General features: G+C 59.8%; 22 protein-coding genes. 8 read left to right on the top strand and 14 right to left on the bottom strand.

Annotated elements, in window-relative coordinates:
- Positions 1 to 221: 221 nt before the first annotated feature.
- The 3 genes from KYT97_RS00280 to KYT97_RS00270 all read right to left on the bottom strand — a co-directional run bounded on the left by KYT97_RS00280 (position 222) and on the right by KYT97_RS00270 (position 7,392).
- A complete protein-coding gene (locus tag KYT97_RS00280; protein ID WP_219111552.1) occupies positions 222 to 3,941 on the bottom strand; it encodes a YobI family P-loop NTPase in 3,720 nt (1,239 codons plus the stop codon).
- 559 nt (positions 3,942 to 4,500) lie between these two features.
- Positions 4,501 to 7,011 (bottom strand): helicase C-terminal domain-containing protein, encoded by a 2,511-nt coding sequence (locus tag KYT97_RS00275; RefSeq protein WP_219111551.1) that lies wholly within the window; start codon positions 7,009 to 7,011, stop codon positions 4,501 to 4,503.
- A 105-nt stretch (positions 7,012 to 7,116) separates the two neighbouring features.
- Positions 7,117 to 7,392: a hypothetical protein gene (locus tag KYT97_RS00270; RefSeq protein WP_219111550.1), complete on the bottom strand. Its 276-nt coding sequence runs from the start codon at positions 7,390 to 7,392 to the stop codon at positions 7,117 to 7,119.
- Between the two features lie 317 nt (positions 7,393 to 7,709).
- Here KYT97_RS00270 and KYT97_RS00265 point away from each other — a divergent pair, with 317 nt between their 5' ends.
- The 4 genes from KYT97_RS00265 (at position 7,710) to KYT97_RS00250 (ending at position 10,581) form a co-directional block, all read left to right on the top strand.
- A complete protein-coding gene (locus tag KYT97_RS00265) occupies positions 7,710 to 8,444 on the top strand; it encodes a hypothetical protein (RefSeq protein WP_219111549.1) in 735 nt (244 codons plus the stop codon).
- A gap of 140 nt (positions 8,445 to 8,584) precedes the next feature.
- Positions 8,585 to 9,001 carry a hypothetical protein gene (locus KYT97_RS00260; RefSeq protein WP_033236534.1) on the top strand — a complete coding sequence of 139 codons (417 nt, stop codon included), beginning with the start codon at positions 8,585 to 8,587 and terminating at the stop codon, positions 8,999 to 9,001.
- Positions 9,002 to 9,083: 82 nt separating this feature from the next.
- Positions 9,084 to 9,302, top strand: coding sequence for a hypothetical protein (locus KYT97_RS00255; RefSeq protein ID WP_033236535.1), 219 nt, complete (start codon positions 9,084 to 9,086; stop codon positions 9,300 to 9,302).
- Between the two features lie 97 nt (positions 9,303 to 9,399).
- Positions 9,400 to 10,581, top strand: a complete 1,182-nt coding sequence (locus KYT97_RS00250) for an RtcB family protein (RefSeq protein ID WP_219111548.1) — start codon at positions 9,400 to 9,402, stop codon at positions 10,579 to 10,581.
- Between the two features lie 78 nt (positions 10,582 to 10,659).
- Here the strand turns inward: KYT97_RS00250 and KYT97_RS00245 are convergent, their stop codons facing one another.
- The 6 genes from KYT97_RS00245 to KYT97_RS00220 form a co-directional block, all read right to left on the bottom strand.
- Positions 10,660 to 10,965 carry a DUF2469 domain-containing protein gene (locus KYT97_RS00245; RefSeq protein WP_003942715.1) on the bottom strand — a complete coding sequence of 102 codons (306 nt, stop codon included), beginning with the start codon at positions 10,963 to 10,965 and terminating at the stop codon, positions 10,660 to 10,662.
- 37 nt (positions 10,966 to 11,002) lie between these two features.
- Positions 11,003 to 11,692 (bottom strand): ribonuclease HII, encoded by a 690-nt coding sequence (locus tag KYT97_RS00240; protein ID WP_095887784.1) that lies wholly within the window; start codon positions 11,690 to 11,692, stop codon positions 11,003 to 11,005.
- Between the two features lie 12 nt (positions 11,693 to 11,704).
- Complete coding sequence (gene lepB, locus KYT97_RS00235) at positions 11,705 to 12,526, bottom strand: signal peptidase I (protein WP_116103125.1); 822 nt, start codon at positions 12,524 to 12,526, stop codon at positions 11,705 to 11,707.
- 54 nt (positions 12,527 to 12,580) lie between these two features.
- The gene (rplS, locus tag KYT97_RS00230) at positions 12,581 to 12,922 is read right to left on the bottom strand and encodes a 50S ribosomal protein L19 (protein ID WP_033236539.1); all 342 of its coding nucleotides are present in this window, start codon (positions 12,920 to 12,922) and stop codon (positions 12,581 to 12,583) included.
- A gap of 89 nt (positions 12,923 to 13,011) precedes the next feature.
- Entirely contained in the window at positions 13,012 to 13,899 is an 888-nt protein-coding gene (locus tag KYT97_RS00225) for a hypothetical protein (RefSeq protein WP_033236540.1), read from the bottom strand.
- Between the two features lie 81 nt (positions 13,900 to 13,980).
- Positions 13,981 to 16,308, bottom strand: a complete 2,328-nt coding sequence (locus KYT97_RS00220; protein ID WP_219111547.1) for a Tex family protein — start codon at positions 16,306 to 16,308, stop codon at positions 13,981 to 13,983.
- Between the two features lie 75 nt (positions 16,309 to 16,383).
- Between KYT97_RS00220 and KYT97_RS00215 the strand changes: the two genes are divergently transcribed.
- Positions 16,384 to 17,376, top strand: coding sequence for a serine hydrolase (locus KYT97_RS00215; RefSeq protein WP_033236542.1), 993 nt, complete (start codon positions 16,384 to 16,386; stop codon positions 17,374 to 17,376).
- 9 nt (positions 17,377 to 17,385) lie between these two features.
- Here the strand turns inward: KYT97_RS00215 and rffA are convergent, their stop codons facing one another.
- The gene (gene rffA / locus KYT97_RS00210; protein ID WP_219111546.1) at positions 17,386 to 18,525 is read right to left on the bottom strand and encodes a dTDP-4-amino-4,6-dideoxygalactose transaminase; all 1,140 of its coding nucleotides are present in this window, start codon (positions 18,523 to 18,525) and stop codon (positions 17,386 to 17,388) included.
- Complete coding sequence (locus KYT97_RS00205) at positions 18,515 to 19,504, bottom strand: glycosyltransferase (RefSeq protein ID WP_033236544.1); 990 nt, start codon at positions 19,502 to 19,504, stop codon at positions 18,515 to 18,517. Before KYT97_RS00205 ends, rffA begins: the two co-directional genes overlap by 11 nt.
- A gap of 173 nt (positions 19,505 to 19,677) precedes the next feature.
- Between KYT97_RS00205 and KYT97_RS00200 the strand changes: the two genes are divergently transcribed.
- On the top strand, positions 19,678 to 21,876 hold the full coding sequence (locus KYT97_RS00200; RefSeq protein ID WP_219111545.1) for a hypothetical protein: 2,199 nt from the start codon (positions 19,678 to 19,680) through the stop codon (positions 21,874 to 21,876).
- Complete coding sequence (locus KYT97_RS00195; RefSeq protein WP_033236546.1) at positions 21,873 to 22,316, top strand: GtrA family protein; 444 nt, start codon at positions 21,873 to 21,875, stop codon at positions 22,314 to 22,316. The genes KYT97_RS00200 and KYT97_RS00195 overlap by 4 nt, the downstream gene beginning before the upstream one ends.
- A gap of 22 nt (positions 22,317 to 22,338) precedes the next feature.
- Here KYT97_RS00195 and KYT97_RS00190 read toward each other — a convergent pair whose 3' ends face one another.
- The gene (locus tag KYT97_RS00190) at positions 22,339 to 22,917 is read right to left on the bottom strand and encodes a TetR/AcrR family transcriptional regulator (RefSeq protein ID WP_219111544.1); all 579 of its coding nucleotides are present in this window, start codon (positions 22,915 to 22,917) and stop codon (positions 22,339 to 22,341) included.
- A 68-nt stretch (positions 22,918 to 22,985) separates the two neighbouring features.
- Here KYT97_RS00190 and KYT97_RS00185 point away from each other — a divergent pair, with 68 nt between their 5' ends.
- Entirely contained in the window at positions 22,986 to 23,561 is a 576-nt protein-coding gene (locus KYT97_RS00185; RefSeq protein ID WP_219111543.1) for a dihydrofolate reductase family protein, read from the top strand.
- Here the strand turns inward: KYT97_RS00185 and trmD are convergent.
- Positions 23,558 to 24,262: a tRNA (guanosine(37)-N1)-methyltransferase TrmD gene (trmD, locus tag KYT97_RS00180; RefSeq protein WP_033236549.1), complete on the bottom strand. Its 705-nt coding sequence runs from the start codon at positions 24,260 to 24,262 to the stop codon at positions 23,558 to 23,560. The two genes, KYT97_RS00185 and trmD, sit on opposite strands and share 4 nt — an antisense overlap.
- 7 nt (positions 24,263 to 24,269) lie before the next feature.
- The gene (rimM, locus tag KYT97_RS00175; protein ID WP_219111542.1) at positions 24,270 to 24,848 is read right to left on the bottom strand and encodes a ribosome maturation factor RimM; all 579 of its coding nucleotides are present in this window, start codon (positions 24,846 to 24,848) and stop codon (positions 24,270 to 24,272) included.
- Positions 24,849 to 24,858: the final 10 nt, after the last annotated feature.

The raw sequence follows: 24,858 nt of genomic DNA, 5'->3' as shown, positions 1-24,858 counted from the left end.
TCGTGTTGTAGTCTCGACCTGCTTCGCTGGTCAAATTAGTAGCCAGGGCGTCATCTCAGTCGATCCGCCATCCGAAGACTTCCGCCAAACCATCAGCGGGCGGCCGAGGAAAGGATCTAACCGGAGTCAACTCGATCTTGCACGCGCCGATTTCGGTGAAAACCATTCTGCGCAAGTCAGTTCCGCGGAAATCGAGCATCTCCCTAGTGACGCTCGCCCTCTCAGCTGACGGTCACCGAATACAGGTTCATGCTTCGCTTCTTTCTGAAGGTGCACACATTCTGGCGCTCTAGCACAGTGAGCAGATCCGAGTGAACGGTGTCGTTGGGCACTGTGAATTCAGCACCAGATCGACATATTTTGCTGTACTCCCCGCCCAGCGCAGAGAAGACCGCAACAATCTCACCCGCGGTTGCGGATGGCGAAGCGGTTTGCAGTAAGCGGAGTATGCGCCCTTGGTTCGACGCGCCCGCGCTGGGGAGCCGGAGCACAGTCTGGGGTGTTAATGGGATGGTGTGGTCACTTGCGAACTTGGCGACAGCGTTGAGCCCCTCGCTATCGTCCTCGGGTACGTACGCTGCGACATCGGTCATGATCTTGCGTCCTACCTTAGCCGTGGCTTGGGCATCGCTAAAGATGTCGGCGATCATGCCGTGCACGAGACCAGGTGTCAGAAAGCTGGCGATGTTGTCAGAAATAGCGATAGCGGGTCCGATCGCAGCCCAGCCTGCGGGGTAGAAGTGAGCGAAGGATTCAAACTCATCAGGGACAATTCCATGACGGATGAGTTCGGCGAGTAAGTCGCTTGCCTCGGCTTCGATTTCACCAACAATGAGCGGCAAGTCCACATCAATACTGCGGACAAGTGAGATGCGGCTCGCGAGCGAAGATATGTTGTGCGCGTTCAGGATTGCAATCACGATTGCAGTCGTGTCAATTGACTCGCCGGAATCCTGGGCATCGTCCTCCAGGTCGGCGGTGGCGATTGTGCCAGCGTCTTCGAGCAACCCGGCGAGATGAGCGTCGATCGTCCCTATTTCCCTGCAATAAGCATCCAGGTTGGAAAGCGAGGCATGAAAGAGCCTGGCGTCTGCCAGGATTGGCCAAGTGGAGGTTGGAGCATCACTCAATCTAGATAGACGACTTTCGGGTGCTGCCGCGCTGGTGAGGCTCACTAGGTGCTCGTCGCTCCATACATCGACGACGCTTGACAGCACTCGCGCAAGCGTTTGAGGACTGCCGATAATGTAAGGCGTCGCATCATCTTGCTCGACAACGGTGAGATAGTCGGCTGGACGGCTGACACAGAACTCGTATACGTCCTCGCGGATAATCACTCGATCGAAACTGATGTCTCTCGTGCTGCCTGTGTTGTGAGGGTCAATGGCAGTCCGAAGGTTCCGAGCTGTGAGCTCGTATAGGTTGCGGCTCACCACCAGTTCACGAATGGCAGAATCAAGGGCGTCGATTTCAGGTACGTGAACATTTGCTCGGCCCAATACTGTCGCAACCTTCCCGGTGACGGCGGCATCCTGAGGCTGGGTGAACGCGGACATGCTGCGATAGTGCTCGACTATGAAGTCGCCGACCTCAATTGGCAGGTAATAATGCTGGTCGACGCCGACCGCTTTCAGTGCCGCATCGACGAGTATGGGGCGAACATCAGCAGGGACTCCGTCATCTCCTGACAAGTACGCGAAGACTTGACGCCAGGGATGACTCGCCATGCAAGACGCGAGCTTCTCGCGCTGAGTGCCTGAAGTGAAATAGGACGACAGGAACGTGCGTGCGTTGTCGTCGAAGTTGGTGACAACGCGATTAACCACATTGTTGGCACGCGGGTCGCTTGTGGCGAGGAGATGGTTGACTACATCCGTGTTGTAAGCCACGACAGTCTCGGTGAAGTCGTCACCGGCCTCTTCGAGAAGATTTACGACCGCACCAGGGCGGTCTAGCTGGTACCCGACCTCCATCGTATCCGTCTCGACGTGCTGAATTATGAAGTTCGCTACGTCGGTCCCTGTGAAGTTGCCATAGAACTGGGCGGAGTAGAGCGCGAAGTTGCGGTCTACGTAGCCGCGATTGACGAGCTCACGCGCAAGCGCGGACTTCATGACCCGTTCGATCAGTTTAGCGAACGTTTGATTCTCCATCAGAGTTTCCGCGGTCGACGCCTGGGCAACGTCCAAGTCCTCGCCGTTGCCAGATAACACGTGCACTGGCACTGGCACTGGCACTGGCACTGTGTAGGTTGCCGTGTTGGCAAGGTCGGAGAAGTCGGCGGCACGCAGGAATGCGATATCGCGGTCGATCTCGGCGAGCTTGGAACGGGTATGTTCCTCGTCGATATCGTCCCACTGGCCCGATTCGAAACCCTCTGGCATCAGGGATATTAGATCGGTCCGGCTGATCGAAGCCATCAATTGTCCCGAGCTGTTGACCAAGTGGGAGACCAGAATATGCAATTCGTTTGCCTCCGCGATCGCCTGCCAAAAATCGTAGGTGTCTATCTGTTCGGATGTGAACTCTCGTTCAGCCACCTTGTAGTCAAGGCGCGGCCAGCCGTTGAACTGCGATACACCTCTGATAACTTCAGCGAGCGCATGCAGTCGCTTGCCAAGCTCTTGCGCCAACGGCGTTCTCATGCGCAGTTTTTCTCTACCAGAAGCGAGGAAACGTTTGCGTCGCTCCAGTGAGGCGATCGAATCGGCGACTAGTACGCGGCGAAAGTCGTAGAGTGCGTCGAGGTCGCTGGTGCGCCGAGAGATGTTCTCGAAGTCCCCCAGGTGAAAGTTCTTGTAGGCCACCAGCGCAAAAAGGTTGCTCGGTGTCAGACCGGGGGCGACCTGGCCGGATTCTAAGAGCCGTTCAGAGAAAACGAGGTACTCGTTGCGCATGTTGCGCAGCAACCGCATATCGGTGGAGTGCTGTGCGACCAAACTGACCAGTGGACGGTCGATCTCAGTGATTCCTGCTTCCTCTAGCAGATCAGTGAGGAGGTCTCTAGCGTTTCGATGCGAGATGAACGGCACCACCGGGATTACGACGTCGAAGAACTTCGTGCGATTAGCATGCACAGTCTCGATTACGGCGGCGTCGTCACCTGAGGGTTGCAGATCAGCTCCGAGCTTTTCGAAAAGACTGTCGCGAACCGCATACACGAACCGAAGCGGCTCCTCTCGAGCAATCCGCACTTTCGTGTTGTTCAGCAAGGTGTTGAGCTCGCGCAACGCCTCGAAGATATGCGGGTCGTCAAAACGATCGAGATCTTCGAAGATGACAATGTCGATGTCTTCAGCATCGAAGTAGTTGACGATATCGTCGAGGTACTCGTCGAAGTATGTGGGGGTAAGTTCGGACAACGTCACCGTGGCACCGCCTGCCGACACGTCAGATACCACAAACTTATCGTGAGTCATCATCCGCAAGGTGGTGCCAACAACAATCAGCAACGCTGCGAGACCCACCCAAGCGAGAACCCTAACGAGTGGATGGTGGTCAGCGCTGGTACCTGAGACCTCAGGCAACCAGCCCAAGAGCATCAGGAGGGCCCCCAGAAGGAGCGTCGCTACCGAGACCTCAGCCAACGCCTGCTTCCAAGAGATACTGACGCTGCGACGGAAACGAGAATGGCGCAAGGTCTTCGGGGAAGCACTGTAAACGAGCTGCTTGACCAACTCCTTCTGAATCCGATTGGTCGGTGTTGCGGCCTCCTCGTTCGGGCCGAGGGTGGAAATGGCCAGGCGCAAAGTTGTGGACTTGTTGTTCTCTTCAAATTTGTCAAGCACACTCGACTTACCCGACCCGTAGCGTCCAGTGAGCGCTATGTTCAGATTCTTCGAATCCAGCACCACCTCCTGCAGTCGGTCCAAGTAGGCCTTATGTCGCACCTCCTCGTACTTCGGGGTCAAAGATGTCAAGGCCACCGACGACGAAGTCATCGGTGGCATTGGTGAGGACCCAGCCCCGGTCACAGAGGTCATAGAAGATACATCGTTCATGCTGTGCGCGACCCTTTCAGCGGCTCGTTCAATCATCGGTCTTCGCGGACCGCAGCTAGGGTCACGAGGTTATCAACGGAACTGGTCATGCCATTGGAACTAATTGCGTGTGGATATATTCGGGCTGCTGCGCGAATTGGTGACACGTGGCAGGTCAGTGGCTAGCCGGGCAGGACGTCTGGCACTGGGTTCATGATGGTCGTCTCTTCGATTTGCAGCAATCGCCGAGTGCAGCTTGGCAACTGCGACGGTTAATCATCCATCAAGCCCGCTGAAGACCGCGGTACGGTGTGCCTTCTCCGATTTTCCAGCGCCGCAGTCCGACCGCGGCGCAACCTAGTCGCGCTGCCCAGTACTGGTGACGGGAATTTCTTGAAGCGTATCCGCGAGAGCGCGATTCAGCATGAATCAGCCCGCGGCTGCAACACAGTCCTGGTATTCGGCACAAGCCGGGTACTGATTGGAGGCCAGGTATGAAGCTAAGCATGATTCTTAGGCCCTATTTGGACTCGCGCACAGCTTTCTCGGCGAACTCACTGAATAGCTGTTCAATATTCAGTTTCATGGTCTCAAGCGTTTCTTGTGCGCGGGCGACATCGCGATATCCGTCGTCATATGCCAAGGTGCGTGCAAAGTCCCTGATCGCGGCCTTCAGTGCCTTGAGCTTTTTCGTTGTGATCACCTGACATCCCACAGGTGGCGTTCCAGTTCGCTCCACACTGCGACTCGGGTGAATCATTACGGGCAGTACGGTTGCGTCAGATCCGTACTCCGTCTGGCACCAGGTGACAGACCCGTTCAACTGGTTGATGTCCTTCTTCCAGATCTTCTCGGCGCTGGCCCCAGTTTTTGCCTCAATTACAGCGTAGGAGTGATTTCCTAGCGCCCACAACACATCGCTACCGATCCCATAGTTACGTTCTGGTTGCTGAGCGGCGAAACCTAAATGAAGACCGACCGAGGCCAGCGCATCCTCGGCTTGTTCGGTTCGACTGTTGTCCCACGCGAGATCAGAAAGTATGGCGTCAAATCCGATTACCAGTTCGGCTCCCGAACTGTAGGTCGATGTCAAATATTCGACTGCTGTCCGGGCCTGAGTTGAGGAGAGTGAAATCCGTTCGTAGCCAACGCCTTCGAGCGGTCGCAGTACGGCATGGTTCCTGCTGTGCGCGACAGCAAGCACCTTCTGTGCCTGCGCTGGGTCAACAGCTTGGACATACATGGCATAAGTTTCCCCAAGCCATCCGGCAAGTCTTGTATCGCCGACGTCGACCGCCGCTTGCACTGCTTCCCTGGCTGCGTCTGCAGCCTTCTGGTATTGCCCAGAGATTGCTGCGTTGTATGCTGCTCGAAGCCATGGAGCTACCGGAGATATGTTTGACGGATCGTAGGAAACTCCCAGTAGGGCTTCGCGCGAAGCGGTGCGGAAGCCACTGTCTCCGTTGACAACCTGATCAATTACCGAACGCAGTTCGCTTATGTCAGCGTGCTCCAGTTCTCCAGCAACGATTCGAGAGAGCCTCAGTTGTGCGCGGGTAGCCGGAGACAGTCTGTCAGCCACATCAACTCGGGCCACGAGTTGTGTCAGCTTCGCTCCAATCAAGAGGACTGCGCATCGGTCATCGCGACTTCGTACTGCTCGCCCCATTCCCTGTTCAAGTCGCTGCAGTTGCCGAGCCACAAGTGCTTCACTGTCTTTGAGCGCGACGGCTTCACGGCGTTCACTTCCCGTGTACGCGAACGGGAGGCTATCAATGATCAACACCCGACACGCGTCATCCGGGAGGTCGATTCCGTCGTATCGATTTACGATAACGACGAGACCTACGTGGCCTGCCTTGAGCTTCTCTACCGCATCGTCGATCTCAACTGCTTTACTCACGGTGAGATCTTGCTCATCGAACCAGCGCCTGGCCTGGAAGTGGCTGGGCACCAATACAACCACGTTGCGCTCATCGGCAATCTCCCTCGCGAGTGAGCGCAAGTCGTCGTGAGAAATATCAGGATTCAGCTCCTGAGGGGCCAGCACTAGCCGGTCTCCAAGATCCGACGCGCTACTGGGAACCAGCGCCTGGGCGATGCTCGCTGGGTCCGCATCAAAGTTTGTAACCAACACACTGTCGTCGGCAAGCGTAGCTGTCAGATAAACCCGCCGCTCCGCCTCCGCGAAGCTCGGGATCATTTCGATAGGAGGACATGGCGGCATGACCTCGAATGCTTCGGCTGTGAAGACAGCTTCGCAGATCGGTAGCAGGTCGGATACCAACGGCCACTGCCACTCAAGTTCAGGTGATGTGCGATGTGGGCGAATGATTCGGAGAACGTCCTCTTGCTTAGTGCGCCAAGACCAAAATGGCACTCGCAGTGTGGCATTGCTGGCACTGTCGTTCTCCGCAATATCCATGTATGCGTTCAGTCCCTGGATCCGGAGCTCTTCGCCGAAGAGATCCAAGAGTTCTTGAAACGCCGAGTGGGTTGCTGGGATTCTGAGCCTCGTGCGCTCTTCGATCTGAGTCAGCGCAGCGTGCGCATCATCGACCACGATTGAGTGGACAGCAAGTGGTGTGCGTGTACCAGTCCCGCGGAGACCGAAGCGAGTCTTGCCGTTGATCAGAGTCGCCATCGTCGTAACGCAGATTGCTTCACCACTGATGAACTTGGGGTTCTCGGGATCATTCACCACGGACAGTCCGAGATTGTTGCCCTCTTCGATGACACGAGAGGCGAGGTGCGGGTCCGGTGCCAAATACAGAGCCGGGCCTTTTCCTTCATTTAGACCGCACTGAAGCATCATCAAGCCGACCACTGTCTTTCCCCCACCAGTGTTTGTCTTTACGACCAAATCGCGCTCGTTTCGACGCGGCGACCAGGCATTGAGGACATCACCTTGCACTGTCCGGAGGTAGCCGTAGCCAGCGGATTTGTTCGGCAGAGCATCAAACAACTTGGCTGGCTCGGTAATTCCCGAGATCGAACCCTTCGCCGCCAACTTTGTGAAATCAAGCACCATAAGCTGGAACTATACGGTGACCCCTTCTTGAGGCGGTCAATTCTTCGTTGGCTGAACATCAATGAGAAAGTCGCTGGATCGATGAGTGGCCTCTCTGCGTGAGACCTACCCGAGACGAATGGAGATAGGTGTGACCTTCGCTAGGGTTTCGTCGCGAGCCGCGTGTGCTCTGTCGCGCTCAGCTTCTGCCTGGTCCCGTTCGACCGCAAGTTGCTCGATCATCGTCGCGTAGGTGCGCACCCGGACATTGAGCACGCGGTTCGTCTGTCGTACTTTCGCGAGCTCATCCTCAAGTTGAGCCACCTTCGCTTCGAGAGCCTGCGCAGGCTGTGACTTATGCCCAGCCGCCTGAAACTCGGCCTGAAACTTCGCCTTGAGCATCGGGTACGGAGTTCGAAACCGCGAACAATTCATTCGCTCGGACAACAGTGCCTCATGTGCTAGTCACTCGGACAGCAGACTCCAGAGGATGAGCGACTGTATCGACACCGCCACTTCCCCGAGTAGCGATTCCCGACGATTGCGAATCTTCTGAGGGCCCGGCACTACCCATTTGTAGGTGGGCGATTAGCGACAAGTCCGGTTGCATACCGGCAATATTCCGATTCCCACCAAAACTGGACGTCGGTCCAGTAGAACTGGTTATAGTTTTTGCTCGAACCTACAAGACCGCTGCATTTCGCTGAATGGAGTTCTACATGTCACGCCGCTCACTACGCCACGCAGTAGCGACCACTACGTCTCTCATCCTCCTTGCCGCCGGCGTCACTGTCGGACTCGGAGCATCGGTGGCACAAGCCGCACCCGCATGCGCGCTCAGCCAGTCGGTCACCGACAACTGGCCCGGCTCCGTCTGGACGGACTACACCGTCAGCAAGGAGGTTGTCGGCGACGGCACCGTCGCACCGGGTCAGACAGTCACCTACATCACCAAGGTGTCCGGCTCGGGAGCACTCGTCAACGAGATCCGCGATTTCCACCCGGCAGGATTCCAGTTGGTCAAGGCTCGCCTTAACGTCAAATGGCTTATCGGAAACCAACAGTGGGAAGATGTCACAGGCACGGCCGTCGTCAACGGTACTTCCGTAGTTGCCAAGGGCGGCGGGTGGACGACGGCCGGCGGCGGCGTCATCGCTCTGGAAACCACCTACAAGGTTCCCGATAATGCCACGGTCGGCAGTAAGCTCGACAGCGGCGCAGGCACCAACATCGTGCTCGCGGCCGGCGACTGGAACATCAACCCGATGGGCGTGTGCGTCACAATCCGGCAGCCGAATCCTGTCGAGGCCGGCGCCGGCAGCCTCGAAGACATGGGCTTCGGTTCAGTGAACACCGGATCGGGCCAGGTATTCGGCTCCCTCACCGATCCGCAGGGGTCGATGACCAACGTCATCGGCGGAGTCCTGGGCAATGTGATCGGCAATTTGAGCTAACTCAGTTCGGGGAAGGAAATGGGCAGAGCCGCCAGCGCATGCTGGTAGCTCTGCCCATTTCTACGTTGATGCCCATTTCGACATTGAACTGTGGCCTGGATTCGCCCGGTCATGTGCGGCGTCGCCCCTATTCTCGACAGATGACAAAACCGCGAATGCGCCATTTCGCCCAAGCTGCCGTCGTCGCAGCTTCAGTGGCAGCAGTTACCCTCGGCAGCACGGCGATCGCGCAGGCCCAGGACGAGTGGCCGCCAATTCCTCCGTACCCGAGCCCATCGGTACCGTTCGACAACTCGAATTTCCTCACTCCAGAGAATCCGAATTACTGGAATCCATTTGTTAATCAAGACCGGCTCACGTCACCGTTCGGCACCAGCACACGCATTGTGTGCACGGCATTTCACGGAGTTCTGACCGGATGCTGGCAGGCCGATCAGTACGGTAATCCGCACAAATTGATTCGCCTCCAAGCCAATGTGCCCAACGTGTCCGGATCCGGTCTCCCCGGCGGTGGACCGGGCCACTTCGTATACCCGGGCTTCATCCCCGGCAGCTGACGACAAAACTCACCTTCGAATATCTGTTCGAAGAGTGCTAGCCTGGGACCAGGACGTATCGACGAGCACATCGAGGACCGCCATGGACGAAACAACGGACGCAACCTGCGAGTTGGCGCGGCTGGTCGAGGAGCTGGCGGTGCTCGACCAGCGCCGCGTCGACATCGGCGAAAGCTTGGTCCATCTCGAGTACGTCTACACGCACGCGGGGGCAGAACATCAAGCTGCAGCCGCCCGAAAAGCCTTCCAGGAGAAGTACGTCGGCCGCATCTACGAGCTTGCCGACGGTCTTCGGACCTGAAAATCGGTTGCACACACCACCTCTCGACGCGCATGGTTGATCCCGCACACCACAAGGACCACCAGGTCCTCGACGTGCACTATGTGGGAGAAAACTGATGGAGAAGATCACCGAAAGGCTGTGGAACTGGGCATCGATACTCGACGAGAAAACTCGCGAGCAAGCGTTGCGCACGTCCCAGATGCCTTTTGTCCGTCCACATCTGGCATTGATGCCTGATGCGCACCTCGGTGCGGGTGCGACGGTGGGTTCGGTCATCCCGACGGAAGGCGCGATCATGCCTGCCGCCGTCGGCGTGGATATCGGTTGCGGAATGATCGCAGTCAAAACCCAGTACAACGCTCAGGACCTGACCGGTCGCGATCTGAGCGCACTTCGCCACAGCATCGAACGCTCGGTCCCCCTGTCTGCCGGTGTCTACAACAAAACACTGACCGCGACGGCGCAAACCCGTATCGCAGAGCTCGAGGCGATGGCCGGCGATCGCCTGCCCTTCTACGACAAGTTCAAGAACAACTGGCGTTTCCAGCTGGGAACGCTGGGGTCGGGCAATCACTTCATCGAGGTCACCCTCGACGAAAATGACAACGTGTGGCTGTTCCTGCACTCGGGTAGCCGCGGTGTCGGCAACAAGATCGCACAGCACCACATCAAGGTCGCGCAGGATCTGTGCGCCCGTTGGCACATCGACCTCCCCGACCGGGATCTTGCCTACCTGGTCGAGAAGACACCCGAATTCGACTGCTACATCACTGATCTGAACTGGGCGCAGCATTTTGCTCTGCTGAACCGGGAGGAAATGATGGATCGGGTAGTGAAGGACTTCGCGTACTTCATGGGCGACGGCGTTCCGGCTGTCGTGGAGGAACTCGAGAGGATCAACTGCCACCACAACTTCACCCAGAAGGAATTCCACATGGGTCGCGGTGTGTGGTTGAGCAGGAAGGGGGCGATCAAGGCCGACGTGGGCGTGCCAGGACTCATCCCAGGGTCCATGGGAACGGCAAGCTACGTTGTGGTCGGCAAGGGCAACGTGCCGTCGTTCAAGTCCAGCCCGCACGGCGCCGGTCGCGTCTACGCCAGGAACAAGGCAAGGCGGACGTTCACGATCGACGATCTCGACAAGGCCATGGTCGGCATCGAGTACAAGCGTTCGAAGGCGTTTCTCGACGAAATTCCGGGAGCGTACAAGGACATCGACGTCGTGATGGACGATGCCAAGGACTTGGTGGAAATCCGTCACACGCTGCGTCAGATCGTCAATGTGAAGGGCGATTGACCCGAACAAAGAACAATGACGGCCCCGCCGAAAATCGGCGAGGCCGTCATTGTGCGCAAAAGTCCATGTGAGCCAAGCTCAGTCCGGCAGGCGCAGATCCGGCTTGTCCAGCTCTTCGATGTTGACGTCCTTGAACGTCACGACGCGCACGTATTTCACGAATCGCGCGGGGCGGTACATGTCCCACACCCACGCGTCGGACATCCGCAGTTCGAAGTAGATCTCGCCATCCGAATTATGGGGCAGCAACTCGACCGTGTTGGCGAGATAGAAACGTCGTTCGGTCTCCACGACGTAGGAGAACTGTCCGACGATGTCCCGGTATTCGCGGTAGAGCGACAGCTCCATCTCGGTTTCGTACTTCTCGAGATCCTCGGCACTCATCGGTTTAGCCAGTCCTCCCAGTTCGTCTGAACCTTCATCATCCCGTATGCCCCGCGCGCTGCTCCACCCGGAGTCCCGCAGCAACAACATTGGCGTACGTCATCCGGTGCTCCGGGCACGGGCCCAGCTCGTCGAGCGCGTCCATGTGCACGGGTGTGCTGTATCCCTTGTGGATCGCAAAGCCGTATCCGGGATGGGTGCCGTCCATCTCTTCCATGACGTGATCGCGCGTCACTTTGGCGAGCACGCTGGCGGCGGCAATGCACGCGGCTGCGGCATCACCACCGATAACGGGAAGCGACGGCGCGGGCAGGCCGGGAACTCGAAACCCGTCGGTGAGCACATATCCGGGTGGCGTCTCGAGGCCGGCGACAGCGCGTCGCATCCCTTCTATGTTGGCGACGTGGATGCCGATTCGATCGATTTCCTCGGCTTCGACAGAAATGACACTCCAGGACAATGCCAGCCGTTTGATCTTCGGAAAGAGTTCTTCGCGGGCGCGTTCGGTGAGCTTCTTCGAATCGTCGAGACGAGCAAGGGCCACATGCGGTTTCGGCGCCAGAACACACGCCGCGATGACCAGTGGGCCCGCGCACGCACCGCGTCCGGCTTCGTCGACACCGGCAACCGGACCCATCCCCGTTCGATACAGCGCAGACTCCATCGTTCGCAAACCTGTTGATCTGCGAATGACCACTCGGGGTGGCCAAGTACTCGAACTACTCACGGTCTTCTGCACTCAATTGCTTTGGGGATCAGGTGAACTGATGCTACCCATCCGTGAAGGCGGGAGAACGATGAAGCGTGCCTGACCGATGATGTTGTCGAGCGGGATCGTCCCTTGGAGCTCGTCCTGCACATGGGCGCGCGAATCGGCGGAATTGCTCCGGTTGTCGCCCATCACCCACACGTGTCCCTCGGGCACGGTGACGGGAGCAAAGCATCTGCCGGATTGAACAGCGGTTTGGCAATCCTGGACGCCGGGAGTGAACGGGTAGTCCATCTTGACGTAGGGCTCGTCGAGCGGTTTGCCGTCCACGAGGACTCGGCCCTGTTCGTCACAGCACTCGACGGTTTGTCCGCCGGTGGCGATGACGCGCTTGACCAAGTCGTTCTCGTCGGGCGGGACCAGGCCGACCCACGAGCCGACCTCCTGGATTCCGCGCATCACGACGTTGTCCGACCGCGTGGAGGTGTAGTGGGTGTTCCATGAATCGGGGCCCTTGAAGACGACTACGTCGCCGGGCTGCGGATCGCCGAAGCGGTATCCGATCTTTTCCACCACGATGCGGTCACCGGTACATCCTGCACAGCCGTGCAGGGTCGGTTCCATCGACTCGGACGGAATGAGGAAAACGCGAAAGACGAATGCTTGTAAAACGATGCTGAGAACCAGCGCCACCCCGATCAGTATCGGGAGTTCCCGGAAGAACGATCGTTGTTTCTTGGGTGAGCGGTGTGATGTCTGTGGTCGAGGAGTGTTCTGTTCCTCGGGATTACCTGTTCCATCCTGATTCTCGGGTCCGGACGACAATGCCTGCTCCTTCGAAGAATCTGCCACAGAAACAGATTAGCCCGACACCGCGCGTACGCGGTGCCGGGCCAATAAGAAAGATCAGCGCTTTTCCTTGATCTTTGCCTTCTTGCCGCGCAGCTCGCGCAGGTAGTACAGCTTCGCGCGACGAACGTCACCGCGGGTCAGAACCTCGATGGAGGCCAGCGTGGGGCTGTGAACCGGGAACGTACGCTCGACACCGACGCCGAAGGAAACCTTGCGGACGGTGAAGGTTTCGCGAACGCCGCCACCCTGACGACGAATAACGACGCCCTTGAAGACCTGCACGCGCTCCTTCGAGCCTTCGATAACCTTGACGTTCACGTTGAGCGTGTCGCCGGGGCGGAAGTCAGGAATGTCGTCGCGCAGCGACTTCTTATCCAGGAAGTCCAAAGTGTTCATGTGTCATCCTTGCATTTCGCAGGAGCAGAGGAACCGAGCGGCGACGCTTCGGTAAGCCCGATACGACGCTCGACTGGTTCGTGCCCAGATCAAGTACTGCTGCCTGGTCCAGGCAACCCGTCCATTGTGCCAGACGCGGACAGTAAGGGCGAAACCGGAGGTGGCGGAGCCGGTTGAATCGTGTGGTCGAGTTCCTCCTCCGCCGCAGCCATCGCATGTTCGACGCTCGGCGACCCGGCGATCAGATCCTGGACGTAGATCTTGGCCCGGATAACGGGGCGTCGCCATTTTCGTTCACGTTCGAGCGCCCGTTTCATTCTTTTCGGTTTGCGGGTGTACCGCCACCGCGCCCACGGCGCACCAGGCCTACTGAGTCTGATCGCTCCGATGATCAGCAGTGGGAGGACGAACAATCCGACGAGACCCGTCCAGATCTTGCCTTTGAGAATCACGATCGCGGCCAGGCCGAAGTTGATCAGAGCGACAAACACGAAGGCCAATCTGATCCAGGGGTTTCTTTCCTCGCGGAAGCCGGCCAAGTCCAGCAGCTCTAGCGGACGGAAGCCGAGCAGAACGAGGCCTGTCACCGCGATGGCGACAAAAACCGCGTCGACCGACGTCCTGCCCTGCTCCGACCAGTAGACGTCCTTCAAATAGAAGATGAGCGCAAACTCGTCGAGCACCAACGCGGCGCCCATCCCGAAGATCGCGGCGAGGACGGCGCCAGTGGTTTGGGAGCCGTCCACGTAGACCGCGATCAGTGCGCCGCCCGAGGCGATCATGGCAACAACGCCGAAGACCACATGGTGAACGTGCTGACCACCTGGAGTGATGTTGCCCGGCCACCACTTCACCTGCGCGCGGATCATTCGCACGCTGAGCCGAATGAACAGGAACGCAGCGAGAAACCCGAGAAGAAAGAACAACAGCGGCAGTCGGCCGTGGGCGACGATCTCGCGGTCGAGCCACTCGCCCATTACTGCCCTCACTCCACGAAGTCCCCCGACCCGGTCTGCTCAATTGTGACAAACCGGGCGGGGTGAATCATTCGAACCCTCTTATTTGCCGAATCCCGCATTTCGCAAGGCATCGGCCATCGACCCGGACGCCGGCGCCCGGTTGTCCGGGCGCTTGTCCCGACCGCCCTGCTGCTGGCCACCGCCGCGGCGCTGCTGCTGCCCGCCTTGACCCTGACGCGGGTTCTGCCCACCGCGAGGACCGTCGGACTTTCGCGGCGGCGCACCCACTTCGTCGTCGATTCGCAGTGTCAGCGCGATGCGCTGGCGAGCCTCGTCGACTTCGAGCACCTTGACCTTGACGACGTCACCCGACTTGACCACTTCTCGCGGGTCCTTGACAAAGCTGTGCGACATCGCGGAGACGTGGACCAAACCGTCCTGGTGTACTCCCACATCGACAAAGGCACCGAAGGCGGCGACGTTGGTGACTACGCCTTCGAGCACCATTCCGGGCTTGAGGTGTGCGACCTTCTCGATGCCGGCGGCAAAGGTGGCCGTCTTGAACTCCGGACGCGGATCACGGCCCGGCTTCTCGAGTTCGGCGATGATGTCGGTGACGGTGGGAAGGCCGAACCGATCGTCGACAAAATCTGCGGCGCGCACCGAGCGCAATGCCGTCGCATTGCCGATGACACTGCTGACGTCACCACCTGCGCTCGCGACGATCTTGCGGACAACGGGATACGCCTCGGGGTGCACACTCGACGCGTCGAGCGGGTCGTCGCCGTCGGCGATGCGGAGGAAGCCCGCGCACTGCTCGAACGCCTTGGGTCCCAACCGCGAGACGTCCTTGAGCGCCTTGCGCGTTCGGAACGGACCATTCTGATCTCGATGCGACACAATGCTTTCCGCCAGCGAACCGGCAATACCCGAGACACGGGCCAGCAGCGGGACCGACGCCGTGTTCACGTCGACGCCCACCGAGTTCACAGCATCCTCGACCACGGCGTTGAGTGAACGAGAGAGGAGCGATTCGGTGATGTCGTGCTGGTACTGGCCGACGCCGATGGACTTCGGGTCGATCTTCACCAGTTCGGCGAGGGGGTCCTGGAGGCGACGCGCGATGGACACGGCTCCGCGGATGGACACGTCGAGGTCCGGCAGTTCCGCAGATGCGTATGCCGACGCCGAGTACACGGACGCACCGGCTTCGGAGACAACGATCTTGGTGAGGTTGGTGGCGCCGGACTTGGTGATCAGGTCGCCGGCCAGCGTATCGGTCTCACGTGACGCGGTGCCGTTGCCGATGGCGATCAATTCGACGCCGTGCTTGGCTACCAAGCTCGCCAGTGTGGCCAGAGCAGCGTCTCGCTTGTTGTGGGGCTGATGCGGGTAGATGGTCTCGTACGCAACCACCTTGCCCGTACCGTCGACGACGGCAACCTTTGTGCCCGTTCGGAATCCGGGGTCGAGACCCATGGTCGGACGAGCGCCGGCCGGCGCTGCCAGCAGAAGGTCCTTGAGGTTGGTCGCGAACACGTCGACGGCGTCCTTCTCCGCAGACTGACGCAGCCGCATCCGGACGTCGACGCCGAGGGTGACTGCAAACTTGGTCCGCCACGCCCATCGAACGGTGTCGAGGAGCCAGCCGTCGGCTGCGCGTCCACGATCCGCAATGTCGAACCGGGTTGCGATGCGGCCTTCGTATACCGTCCGCTCCCCCGGTGCGAGTTCCGCGGTATCGGGTGCCATCGTCACCGACAGCACTTCTTCCTTCTCTCCGCGCAGTACCGCGAGGATTCGGTGGGACGGAAGTTTTGCGAAGGGTTCGGAGAACTCGAAGTAGTCAGCAAACTTCGAGCCATCGGTTTCCTTGCCCTTACGAACCGCGGAGACAACCTGTCCGCGAGTCCACATCAACTCGCGCAATTCACCGACGAGATCGGCATCTTCGGCAAAGCGCTCGACCAGGATCGACCGCGCACCGTCGAGCTGCTCGTCCGAATACTGCGCGGGGTCGGTGGTGGGATCCCCGATGAGAGCATCTGCCACAGGCTCATGCCCGGCCTCGCGGGCGATCTGCGCCTTGGTGCGGCGCTTCTTCTTGAACGGCAGGTAAATGTCTTCTAGCCGCGCTTTTGTGTCGGCAAGCATGATCTGACCACGCAAGGCGTCGTCGAGTTTTCCTTGGGATTCGATCTCGACGAGAACCGCGTCGCGCCGCTCGTCGAGTTCGCGGAGGTAGCGCAGCCGCTCCTCGAGAAGTCTCAATTGAGCGTCGTCGAGAGTGCCGGTGACTTCTTTTCGATACCGGGCGATAAAGGGCACGGTGGCCCCGCCGTCCAACAGGTCTACGGCCGCAGCCACCTGCCCTTCGCGGACGTCGAGTTCCTCGGCAATGCGCTGGTTCACGGTCTTGAGAATCACGAGAACCGAGCCTACCGCTATCCTGGAACAAGAAGACCGGCAGACAGCGCCGTGTCCGGAGTCCGGGGGAAATTGATGACTGCGCGGTTCGTCCGGGTTATCGCAATGATTGCCGCAGTTACTTGTGCGGCATCATGCAGCGCGGCCGCAAACCAGGCAGCATCCACCGAGACCTCCCCCTTCCCTGATACAAACGTGCCGCTCGCGCAGGCCCTTGACGTGCGACTCGAACAGGCCCGTACTGCCGCACTTGATCGCGGCGCAGAGGCGTCGATTGCCGTCTTCGACCGCACCACGAACAACTATCTCGAGGTGGGCGGCGATCAGCAGATCGAAACAGCCTCGGTAGCAAAGCTTTTCATCGCCGAGGATCTGCTCTATCAAGATTCGCGTGACGAACGCCCACTCGGCGACGACGACCGCGCCCTCATGGTTGCCATGCTCGAATCTTCCGATGACACGGCCGCCAATCTCCTGTGGGACGCTGCCGGCGGCTCCGACCTCGTGAACCGCGTCGCGCAACGCTACTCGTTGACCTCCACCACCGCGCCATACGACGGTTTGTGGTGGAACACCGAAACTACGGCGCGCGATCTGATCACGTTCTACGACGGAGTCCTCGACGACACCGCAGGGCTGGGGGCGGACCGGATCAATCTGATCGTCGACCACCTCCGCGAATCCACGGCGACTGCCGCCGACGGCTACGACCAACGCTTCGGCCTCCCGGACGCTCTCTTCAACGAACCGGTGCTTGCCGTCAAACAGGGATGGATGTGTTGTGTCAGCGACCAGTGGGTCCATCTGACCACCGGCATCGTCGGCGAGGACAACCGATTCATCGTGACTGTCACCACGCGCGAGGATATTCAGTATCAGGACGACGACAACTACGGACTCATCCCGGATACCTCGATGACAGACGCCACCAACGACGAGAGTGCGCTCCACGCCCGCGACACCATCACGGGCGTAGCGCAGATCATTTTCCCCGACGGCACGGTGGACGAATGGTCGCCCTCCACACCCACAACCGAAAAGCCCGTTCAGGAAGCGTCCGGGCCCTAGAAGTCTTAACTACACGCGATACGACGCCGCAGCATCTACAACGCGGCCCTGCTGGTCGGCTGTGAGCATCGGCCACAGCGGAAGTCGCAGAATCGTGGTCGAGAACTGCAGACTACGAACGCACGGCACAGGTGTGCGGCCGTAGCGCAGTCCGGCCGCACTCGTGTCCAGGGGCACGTAATGAAAGGGTGCCACTACGCCGCGCTCGGCCATGTGCCGGATCATGGCGTCGCGGCTGCGCTCGTTCGGCAGCCGGACATAGAACAGGTGCGCGGGGTGCTCACGATCGTCCGGAACAGTCATCAGTTGAACGTCGTGATTCTTCGCCCAATCGGACAGGTTCTCGCTGTAGTCGTCCCAGACGCGATGACGGCCCGCATGAATCGTGTCGAATTCGGTAAGTTGAGCGTCGAGCACCGCCGCGTTGAGTTCACTGGGTAGATAGCTGGAGCCGATGTCCTGCCACGAGTATTTATCCACCTGACCACGCAGGAAACGAGCACGGTTCGTGCCCTTCTCGCGGATGATCTCGGCGCGCTCCATCAGTGCGTCGTCGGAGAGCAGCAGCGCGCCGCCCTCGCCGCAATGAATGTTCTTGGTGTCGTGGAAACTTTGAGTGCCGACGGTGCCGATGGTGCCGAGTGTTCGGCCCCGCCACGTGCCGCCCAGTCCGTGCGCGTTGTCCTCGATCAACGCAAAGCCGTGTTCCTTCGCGAGTGCCAGCAGCGGTTCCATCTCGGCTGCCACACCGCCGTAGTGCATGACCAGCACGGCTCTGGTGCGCGGTGTGATCGCGTCGGCGACGGCGACCGGATCGATATTGCCGGTTTCCAGATCGATGTCGACGAACACGACGGTTGCTCCGCGCAGCGCGACAGCAGTCGCTGCGGAGCTGAAGGCAAAACTTGGAACGATGACTTCGTCGCCCGGCCCGATCTCCAACAGAAGTGCACCAAGTTCGAGCGCGTGTGTGCACGAGGTTGTCAGCAGGGCGTGCTTGGCGCCGGTGATCGCCTTGATCTTTGCGGTGGACGAGGCGGTGAACGTGCCGTCGCCGTGAATGTGATCCGATTCCAGAACCGTTGCCAGATTGGTCAATTCATTCGCGGCACGGTAGGGCCGACTGAAGATGATGCGGTCAGCGTTCACGTGTGACACCGTCCATTTCAGTTACACCCGGACGTGGTGCATCGACCTTGAGATACAGGGGTTTGCCCACCAGAATATGCAGGGCAACCCCGAGATATTCGGCAATGAGACCAAGCGAGAACAGAATTGCCCCCGAGCAGAGCAGCATCGCCACGATCATCGATGCCCAGCCTTCAGGGTCGTTGTTGTCGCCGGTCACCGCCTGGACGAAGATCACCGCAGCGACCACCACTCCGGCGAGCGCAAGAGTCACGCCGAGCAGGCTGACCAATCGGAGACCCCGGGTTCCGCTGCACAACACCATCTTCCAGAACAGAGAGAACAACCGGCGGTAGTTGTAGCCGGATTCCTCTCGGCCCTCCGCACGTAAGCTAACCGGAACGGTGGCGGTGTTACCCACCACCCAGGTCAGAGCGACGTCGAGGTACGCACCGTTTGCAGCGACCTCCGCAAGTTGTCTCGCGATGTCGCCGCGAACAAGTCTGAAGCTCTCGAATTGCGCCGATGCCGGGAACGCGAACACCGTAGCCAGAACCATCTTTGCGCCCCGCGACGTCACGTTCCGCAAGAATCCGTGGGGGCGGGTATTGACCGGCTTCGAATAGACAAGATCGGCACGTTCTCGCAGTGCGGTGTCGAGAAACGCGCTGATCGACGCCGGGTCATGCTGCCCGTCCTCGTCCATCGTGACAATCCAGTCGCCGCGGGCAGCAGCCATACCGGCAATCGTTGCAGCGTCCTGGCCGTAGTTGCGGCTCAGCCAAATCACCCGTACGTGGTCGAAACGGCGTTCCAACTCGAGAAGGACGACGTCGGAGCGATCTGGCCCGTTGTCATGGACAAGGACGATCTCGTCGACCGAAAATTCGGCACCACCTGCAGTGACACAGGTACCGGTGAGAGTGTTCAGCTCGTCGACCAGCGCGGAAATCGTGCGTTCGCCCTGGTAGACAGGCACCACGACGGAGATCGAGTGCACTCGCTTACTGCTCCCTTCGGGAACTCGACGAAGGGTCGAGTGATCAGTGCGACCGGACTCACACCGCCGCGAACTTTAACACGCGCGCGTGTACGACTCTTGTACTTTGCCAACGGTTTACCTGCACGCGTCATGGCACGATTCCCCCATCCTGTTAAGGTCTGGAACTCGTGGTGGAAACTCGCATTCGCGCCAGAGCTGACGTGTACAAATGGGGTGCCGGTACTGCGGTCGGTGTTATCGCGGGATACATCGCTGTCGTCCTGGCAAATGCACGCCATTTCTACACCGATGACACCGAGTCCCAGTACGCCCCGTTGTGGGTGATGTTGGGCCGAAATCTGCGCGAGGGCCACCTACCAGTCCTGGTGCCGGAGAACTGGATGGCCGGGAACTACGCCATCGAGGAAGCCGGCCTTCTCAACCCACCACAACTGCTGATCGACCTGATAGCGCCGTCCTTCGACAACCTCGCGTTGTACGCAACGCTGGTCAAGCTGATCTTCGCGATCATCCTCGGCCTCGGTGTATTTCGGATCTGCCTCGAGTACGGCTCCAAGCCCGCGTGGGCGGCCGTAGCCGGCGTCTCGATTCCCTTCACCGGTTTCCTGCTGTTCTTCGACGAGGCCAGTTGGATGACGGCCTTTACCGGCACCGCCTGGATGGTGCAGGCCTGGGCGTCGGCGATCCGGTACTCCCGCGGCAAGAGCGGTCCGATACCGACGTTTGTGTTCCTGTATCTCGCGATGTCGGTCCAATACGTGTTTCCCGCAGTCGAATCCGGTCTGATGATCGTTGCTGTGGCCATCGGCGAAGTGGTCTACCAACGACGCTGGCTGCCATCGCTGCGGCTCCTCGCAGTCTCCGCGTGTGCCGCGCTGGCGGGCCTCGCAACCTACCTGCCGAGTCTGCTCACCGCCGACGTCACCTGGCGCGGCGCATCCGAGGTCAAGAACGACGCCTTCCTCGCCGTACCGTGGTCGGAATCCCTCAACGCCAGCCTGCCGAGCACGATGCCCGCGTTTGTTTCGTGGTGGGGTTACATCCAGACCATGCCGATGGTCTACATCGCCTGGTTCCTGATTCCTGCGCTTGCATTCATCGACTGGGGCAAAGCTCGCGGCGCCGCACGCGAACTGACGGCCGTCGGAATTTTCACGGTGGCAGTACTCATGTGGACTGCCGGACCCAGCACCATCGGCCCCCTCCGCTGGCCCGCTCGGGTGCTCCCGATGGTGGCGATCGGACTGCTACTTCTGGTGTGCATCCTGCTCGGGCGCTACGCCACCACCGACAACTGGCGTCGCCGCGGCGCGGCCGCCGGAATCCTGGTGGGCTTACTCCTGATCCGCTCGGCGTCGGCTGCACCCAGCCTCCTGGAATGGCACGTGATCTCGGCCGTCACCGTCGCTGCTCTCGGCGCCGCGATGGTCTGGCTCGGCCGAACGAAGGGAACGGCCGCGGCCTGCATCCTCGCTATTGCCGCAGTCTCCCCCATCGCTTACGCCCAGGTGCGCGCCGCGCAACCGACACCGATGAGCTGGAACCTGCCGGAGTCGCGCTCGGACATGAAAGCAGCTTTCCCCGACTTCGACGGAACAACACTGCAACTCGCCGATCGCGCGCTCATCGCCCCCGACCAACGCACCCTCGACGGCGCATACGGCTCACTGGCTTTCGGAAACTATCCGAAAGATCTGGAACTCACCTACACCAGCGGTTACACCCCCAACGGGCACTACTACTTCGGCAATCTCCTGTGCATGCGGTGGGACATGAGCGTGTGCCCCGACGCGTTCGCACGGGTCTTCGCCGTCGAACCCGAAACTGGCCGCACCCTAGTCGATCTCATGAACGTGGACCGCGTGGTCCTGCAGAACGCGTTGTATCCCGATGCTCGTAACCAGCCGGCCCCCGACGGCTGGAAATGGGTCGACTACCCCGGCCACGACAACTACATCTCGGTACTCGAACGCGTCGACGGTCCGGTCTCCACCCGCAACGGCCGAATCTCGCACACCGAAGGGGTGGAAGCGACGTCGGTCGCCGAGACGAACATGTCGAGCACTCTTCGAGTCAGCTCGAGCGGCGGCGGGAAGGTCGTCTTCGCCCGTCTCGGCTGGCCTGGCTACCGCGCCACCCTGAACGGCGAGCCTGTTCCCATCGACGTTGTTGCGAAGTCCTTTGTCACCGTGGATGTTCCAGCCGGAACAAAGGACGCGGAACTTGTCCTCACCTGGCGTCCGCCGGGATGGAAGATCGGCGGCGCATCGATGGTCGCCGGAATTCTCGGCCTCGGCGTACTCGAATGGATGTATCTGCGCGGCCGTCGACGCGACCGGATCGACGACGCAACGAACAACGCATCGTGAGCGAGGACACCGCCCCGGTTGCCGACCCAGGCCCGCTGCTGCGAATCGTGAAACATCAGCCCATCGCATTTGCCGTTGTGGGAGTGGCGAATACAGCCATCGGATACGGGCTGTTCGTCATCTGGATGCTCGCGTTGGGCAACGACAACCTCTACCCGGTCGCGCTGATCGGTTCCTACAGCATCAGCGTCCTGATCGCGTTTGTGCTGCACCGAACTCTGGTCTTCCGCGTCCGGGGTCACCTCGCCCGCGACCTCGGGGCATTTATCGTCGTCAATTCCGGTGGGCTGGTACTGAATCTGATCCTGGGGACTTTTGCGGTGTCGGTTCTCCATGCACCACCACTACCGGCACAGGCAGTGGTGATGCTGATCGTGGCAGGCGTGAGTTTTCTGGGGCATCGATACTTCTCGTTCCGGCGCAGCACCGACAACCACTGACGTGTTACCGACCACTGACCTGCTACCGCTGTGGCGGCAAGGCCCGATCCACCGCCGCCTCGACGACGGCACGAACGTCCTCCTGCCCGAAAAGATTCGGCAGTGTGAGCCGATCGAGAACCAGCCAGTTCAACGACATGTAGAGCAGTCGAACGGTCATCGCATCACCCGGCACTCCCGAGGCCAGATGGTTGGCGACGTTGAGTTCGAAGTCTTCTCGGATGCGGACCGTCAGAACCGCTCGAAGATCAGGCCGACGCGTCGCCTCGAGGCGCAGCTCCATCAATGCGAGGAATCCGGTCCCGAATGAGGTGACCCGCTCGACCACGTCCAGCATGAGCGTCACCAGGCGCTCACGATCGGTGCCGTTGACGGGATCGATCATCGCCTCGAGGTTGTCCGGTATCAGTCGCTCGTAGATCCGGCCACCGGCTTGGGTGAGTAGGTCGTCGCGATTTGCGAAATAGTTCGACGCAGTTCCATTCGGCACGGCCGCCTGCATATCGACGGCTCGAAATGTCAAGCCTCTAGCGCCCTCTCGCGCCAGCACCTCGATTGCAGCGTCGATCAGCGCCAGCCGGCGTTCCGGGTTCTTTCGCACTTGACACCGCTCCTGTCACGACCCTAAATTAAACCACTACAAACAGAGTACTACGAACGGAGTTGTACATGCGCAAGCTTGTGTACTACGTCGGAACAACACTGGACGGATACATCGCGGGCCCCGGAGGAGAGTTCGATTTCTTTCCGCTCTCCGATCAGATGACCGCGTCGATGAACGAGCGTTACCCAGAAACCGTACCCACGCACATCCGGCCCCACGTCGGGATGGGCAACCCACCGAACAGAGTTTTCGACACCGTCCTCATGGGCCGCGGTTCCTACGAGCCCGCACGAAGCGTCGGCGTGAGCAGTCCATACGCGCACCTTCGGCAATACGTCGTATCGACCACACTCCCGGATATCGCCGATCCGGCAGTCAACCTGGTGCGCACTGACCCGATAACGAAGATCAAGGAACTCAAAGCCCAAGAAGGACAAGATATCTGGCTGTGCGGCGGCGGAATACTTGCCGGAGAACTGCTACCGGAGATCGACGAATTGATCATCAAAAGGTACCCGGTCATCGTGGGTGCGGGGATACCGATGATCGCCGGTACATTCGAGCCGATACTTTTCACGCCCACGGCCAGTGAAGTCTTCGACAACGGCGCGAGCGTCACCTGGCTGAAGCGAAACAGCTAGGGCAGCAGATCCGGACGACGCTCGGCGGTGCGCTGAAGCGACTGCTCATGGCGCCATGCCTTGATCTTTGCGTGATCGCCGGACAGCAGAACAGGCGGAACTTCGAGGTCGCGCCAGACCGCCGGGCGGGTGTAGCTCGGCCCTTCGAGAAGACCGTCGGAGAACGAATCCTCTTGGTGCGACAGCTGATTGCCGAGCACACCGGGCATCAAGCGAACTACTGCTTCCACCATCACCAGTACGGCAGCCTCGCCGCCGATCAGGACGTAATCGCCGATGCTGACTTCTTCGACGCGAACCCGCTTGGCCGCGTCGTCGAAGACTCGTTGATCGATGCCCTCGTACCGGCCGCAGGCAAACACAAGATGCTGCGCCTTCGACCAACGATGCGCTGTTGCCTGGGTAAAGGGAACACCGGCGGGAGTCGGCACCACCAAAATGGTGTCGGCATCATCCGGGCCGGAAGAATCGGAGCGGCCGAGGACGTCGTCGAGCGCGGGACCCCACACGGTGGGTTTCATGACCATGCCAGGTCCCCCGCCGTACGGGGAATCGTCGACGGCCTTGTGTACGTCATGAGTCCACGAACGCAGATCATGGACGTCAACCGAGATCAAGCCGCGTTCGATTGCCTTGCCCAGCAAGGCGGCACGAAGCGGTTCGAGGTACTCGGGAAAAATGGTGACTACGTCGAGACGCATGAATCGATCAGTCGCGATCTGAGTTCGACTTGTCGCTGTCGCTGTTCGACTTGTCACCGAAGTCAGGGTCCAGCAGACCCTCGGGAGGCATGATCTCAACCAGGCCGTCGGCAATCGACACCTTGGTCACGATGGCGGCGACAAATGGGATCAACAACTCGCCCGATGCCTCACCGGTGCGGCGAATGGAAAGCAATTCGCCTGCGGCGGAGTGCAATACCTCGATCACAGAACCCACCTCGGTACCGTCGGTCAGAACGACCTTCAGTCCTTCGAGTTCGTGATCGTAGAACTCGTCCGGATCGTCGGAAGGTTCGAGTTCACTGCTGTCGATGACAAACAACGTGCCACGCAAGGCATCTGCCTCGCCGCGATCGTTGACGCCTTCGAGACGCAGCAGGAGCCGCCCGGAATGATCCCGGGCGGCTTCTACTGTGTAGGACTTGCTAGTGGACTCGCGTGGCTTATGCCCACGCAGCACAGTTCCAACGGCAAAGCGCTCTTCGGGTTCGTCAGTACGAACCTCTACGACCAGTTCACCTTTGATGCCATGCGACTTCGCGACACGACCGACGACGAGTTCCACTTGAATTACT

The organism is Rhodococcus globerulus (assembly GCF_019334125.1).
Lineage (GTDB): Bacteria > Actinomycetota > Actinomycetes > Mycobacteriales > Mycobacteriaceae > Rhodococcus_F > Rhodococcus_F globerula.
This window is presented reverse-complemented; position numbering and strand designations above follow the sequence as displayed.

Bases quoted from the DNA above. Each gene is read 5' to 3' on its own strand.
- KYT97_RS00280 (WP_219111552.1), bottom strand. From the start codon at position 3,941: ATGACTTCGTCGTCGGTGGCCTTGACATCTTTGACCCCGAAGTACGAG.
- KYT97_RS00275 (WP_219111551.1), bottom strand. From the start codon at position 7,011: ATGGTGCTTGATTTCACAAAGTTGGCGGCGAAGGGTTCGATCTCGGGA.
- KYT97_RS00270 (WP_219111550.1), bottom strand. From the start codon at position 7,392: ATGCTCAAGGCGAAGTTTCAGGCCGAGTTTCAGGCGGCTGGGCATAAG.
- KYT97_RS00265 (WP_219111549.1), top strand. From the start codon at position 7,710: ATGTCACGCCGCTCACTACGCCACGCAGTAGCGACCACTACGTCTCTC.
- KYT97_RS00260 (WP_033236534.1), top strand. From the start codon at position 8,585: ATGACAAAACCGCGAATGCGCCATTTCGCCCAAGCTGCCGTCGTCGCA.
- KYT97_RS00255 (WP_033236535.1), top strand. From the start codon at position 9,084: ATGGACGAAACAACGGACGCAACCTGCGAGTTGGCGCGGCTGGTCGAG.
- KYT97_RS00250 (WP_219111548.1), top strand. From the start codon at position 9,400: ATGGAGAAGATCACCGAAAGGCTGTGGAACTGGGCATCGATACTCGAC.
- KYT97_RS00245 (WP_003942715.1), bottom strand. From the start codon at position 10,965: ATGAGTGCCGAGGATCTCGAGAAGTACGAAACCGAGATGGAGCTGTCG.
- rplS (WP_033236539.1), bottom strand. From the start codon at position 12,922: ATGAACACTTTGGACTTCCTGGATAAGAAGTCGCTGCGCGACGACATT.
- KYT97_RS00225 (WP_033236540.1), bottom strand. From the start codon at position 13,899: ATGGGCGAGTGGCTCGACCGCGAGATCGTCGCCCACGGCCGACTGCCG.
- KYT97_RS00215 (WP_033236542.1), top strand. From the start codon at position 16,384: ATGACTGCGCGGTTCGTCCGGGTTATCGCAATGATTGCCGCAGTTACT.
- KYT97_RS00185 (WP_219111543.1), top strand. From the start codon at position 22,986: ATGCGCAAGCTTGTGTACTACGTCGGAACAACACTGGACGGATACATC.
- trmD (WP_033236549.1), bottom strand. From the start codon at position 24,262: ATGCGTCTCGACGTAGTCACCATTTTTCCCGAGTACCTCGAACCGCTT.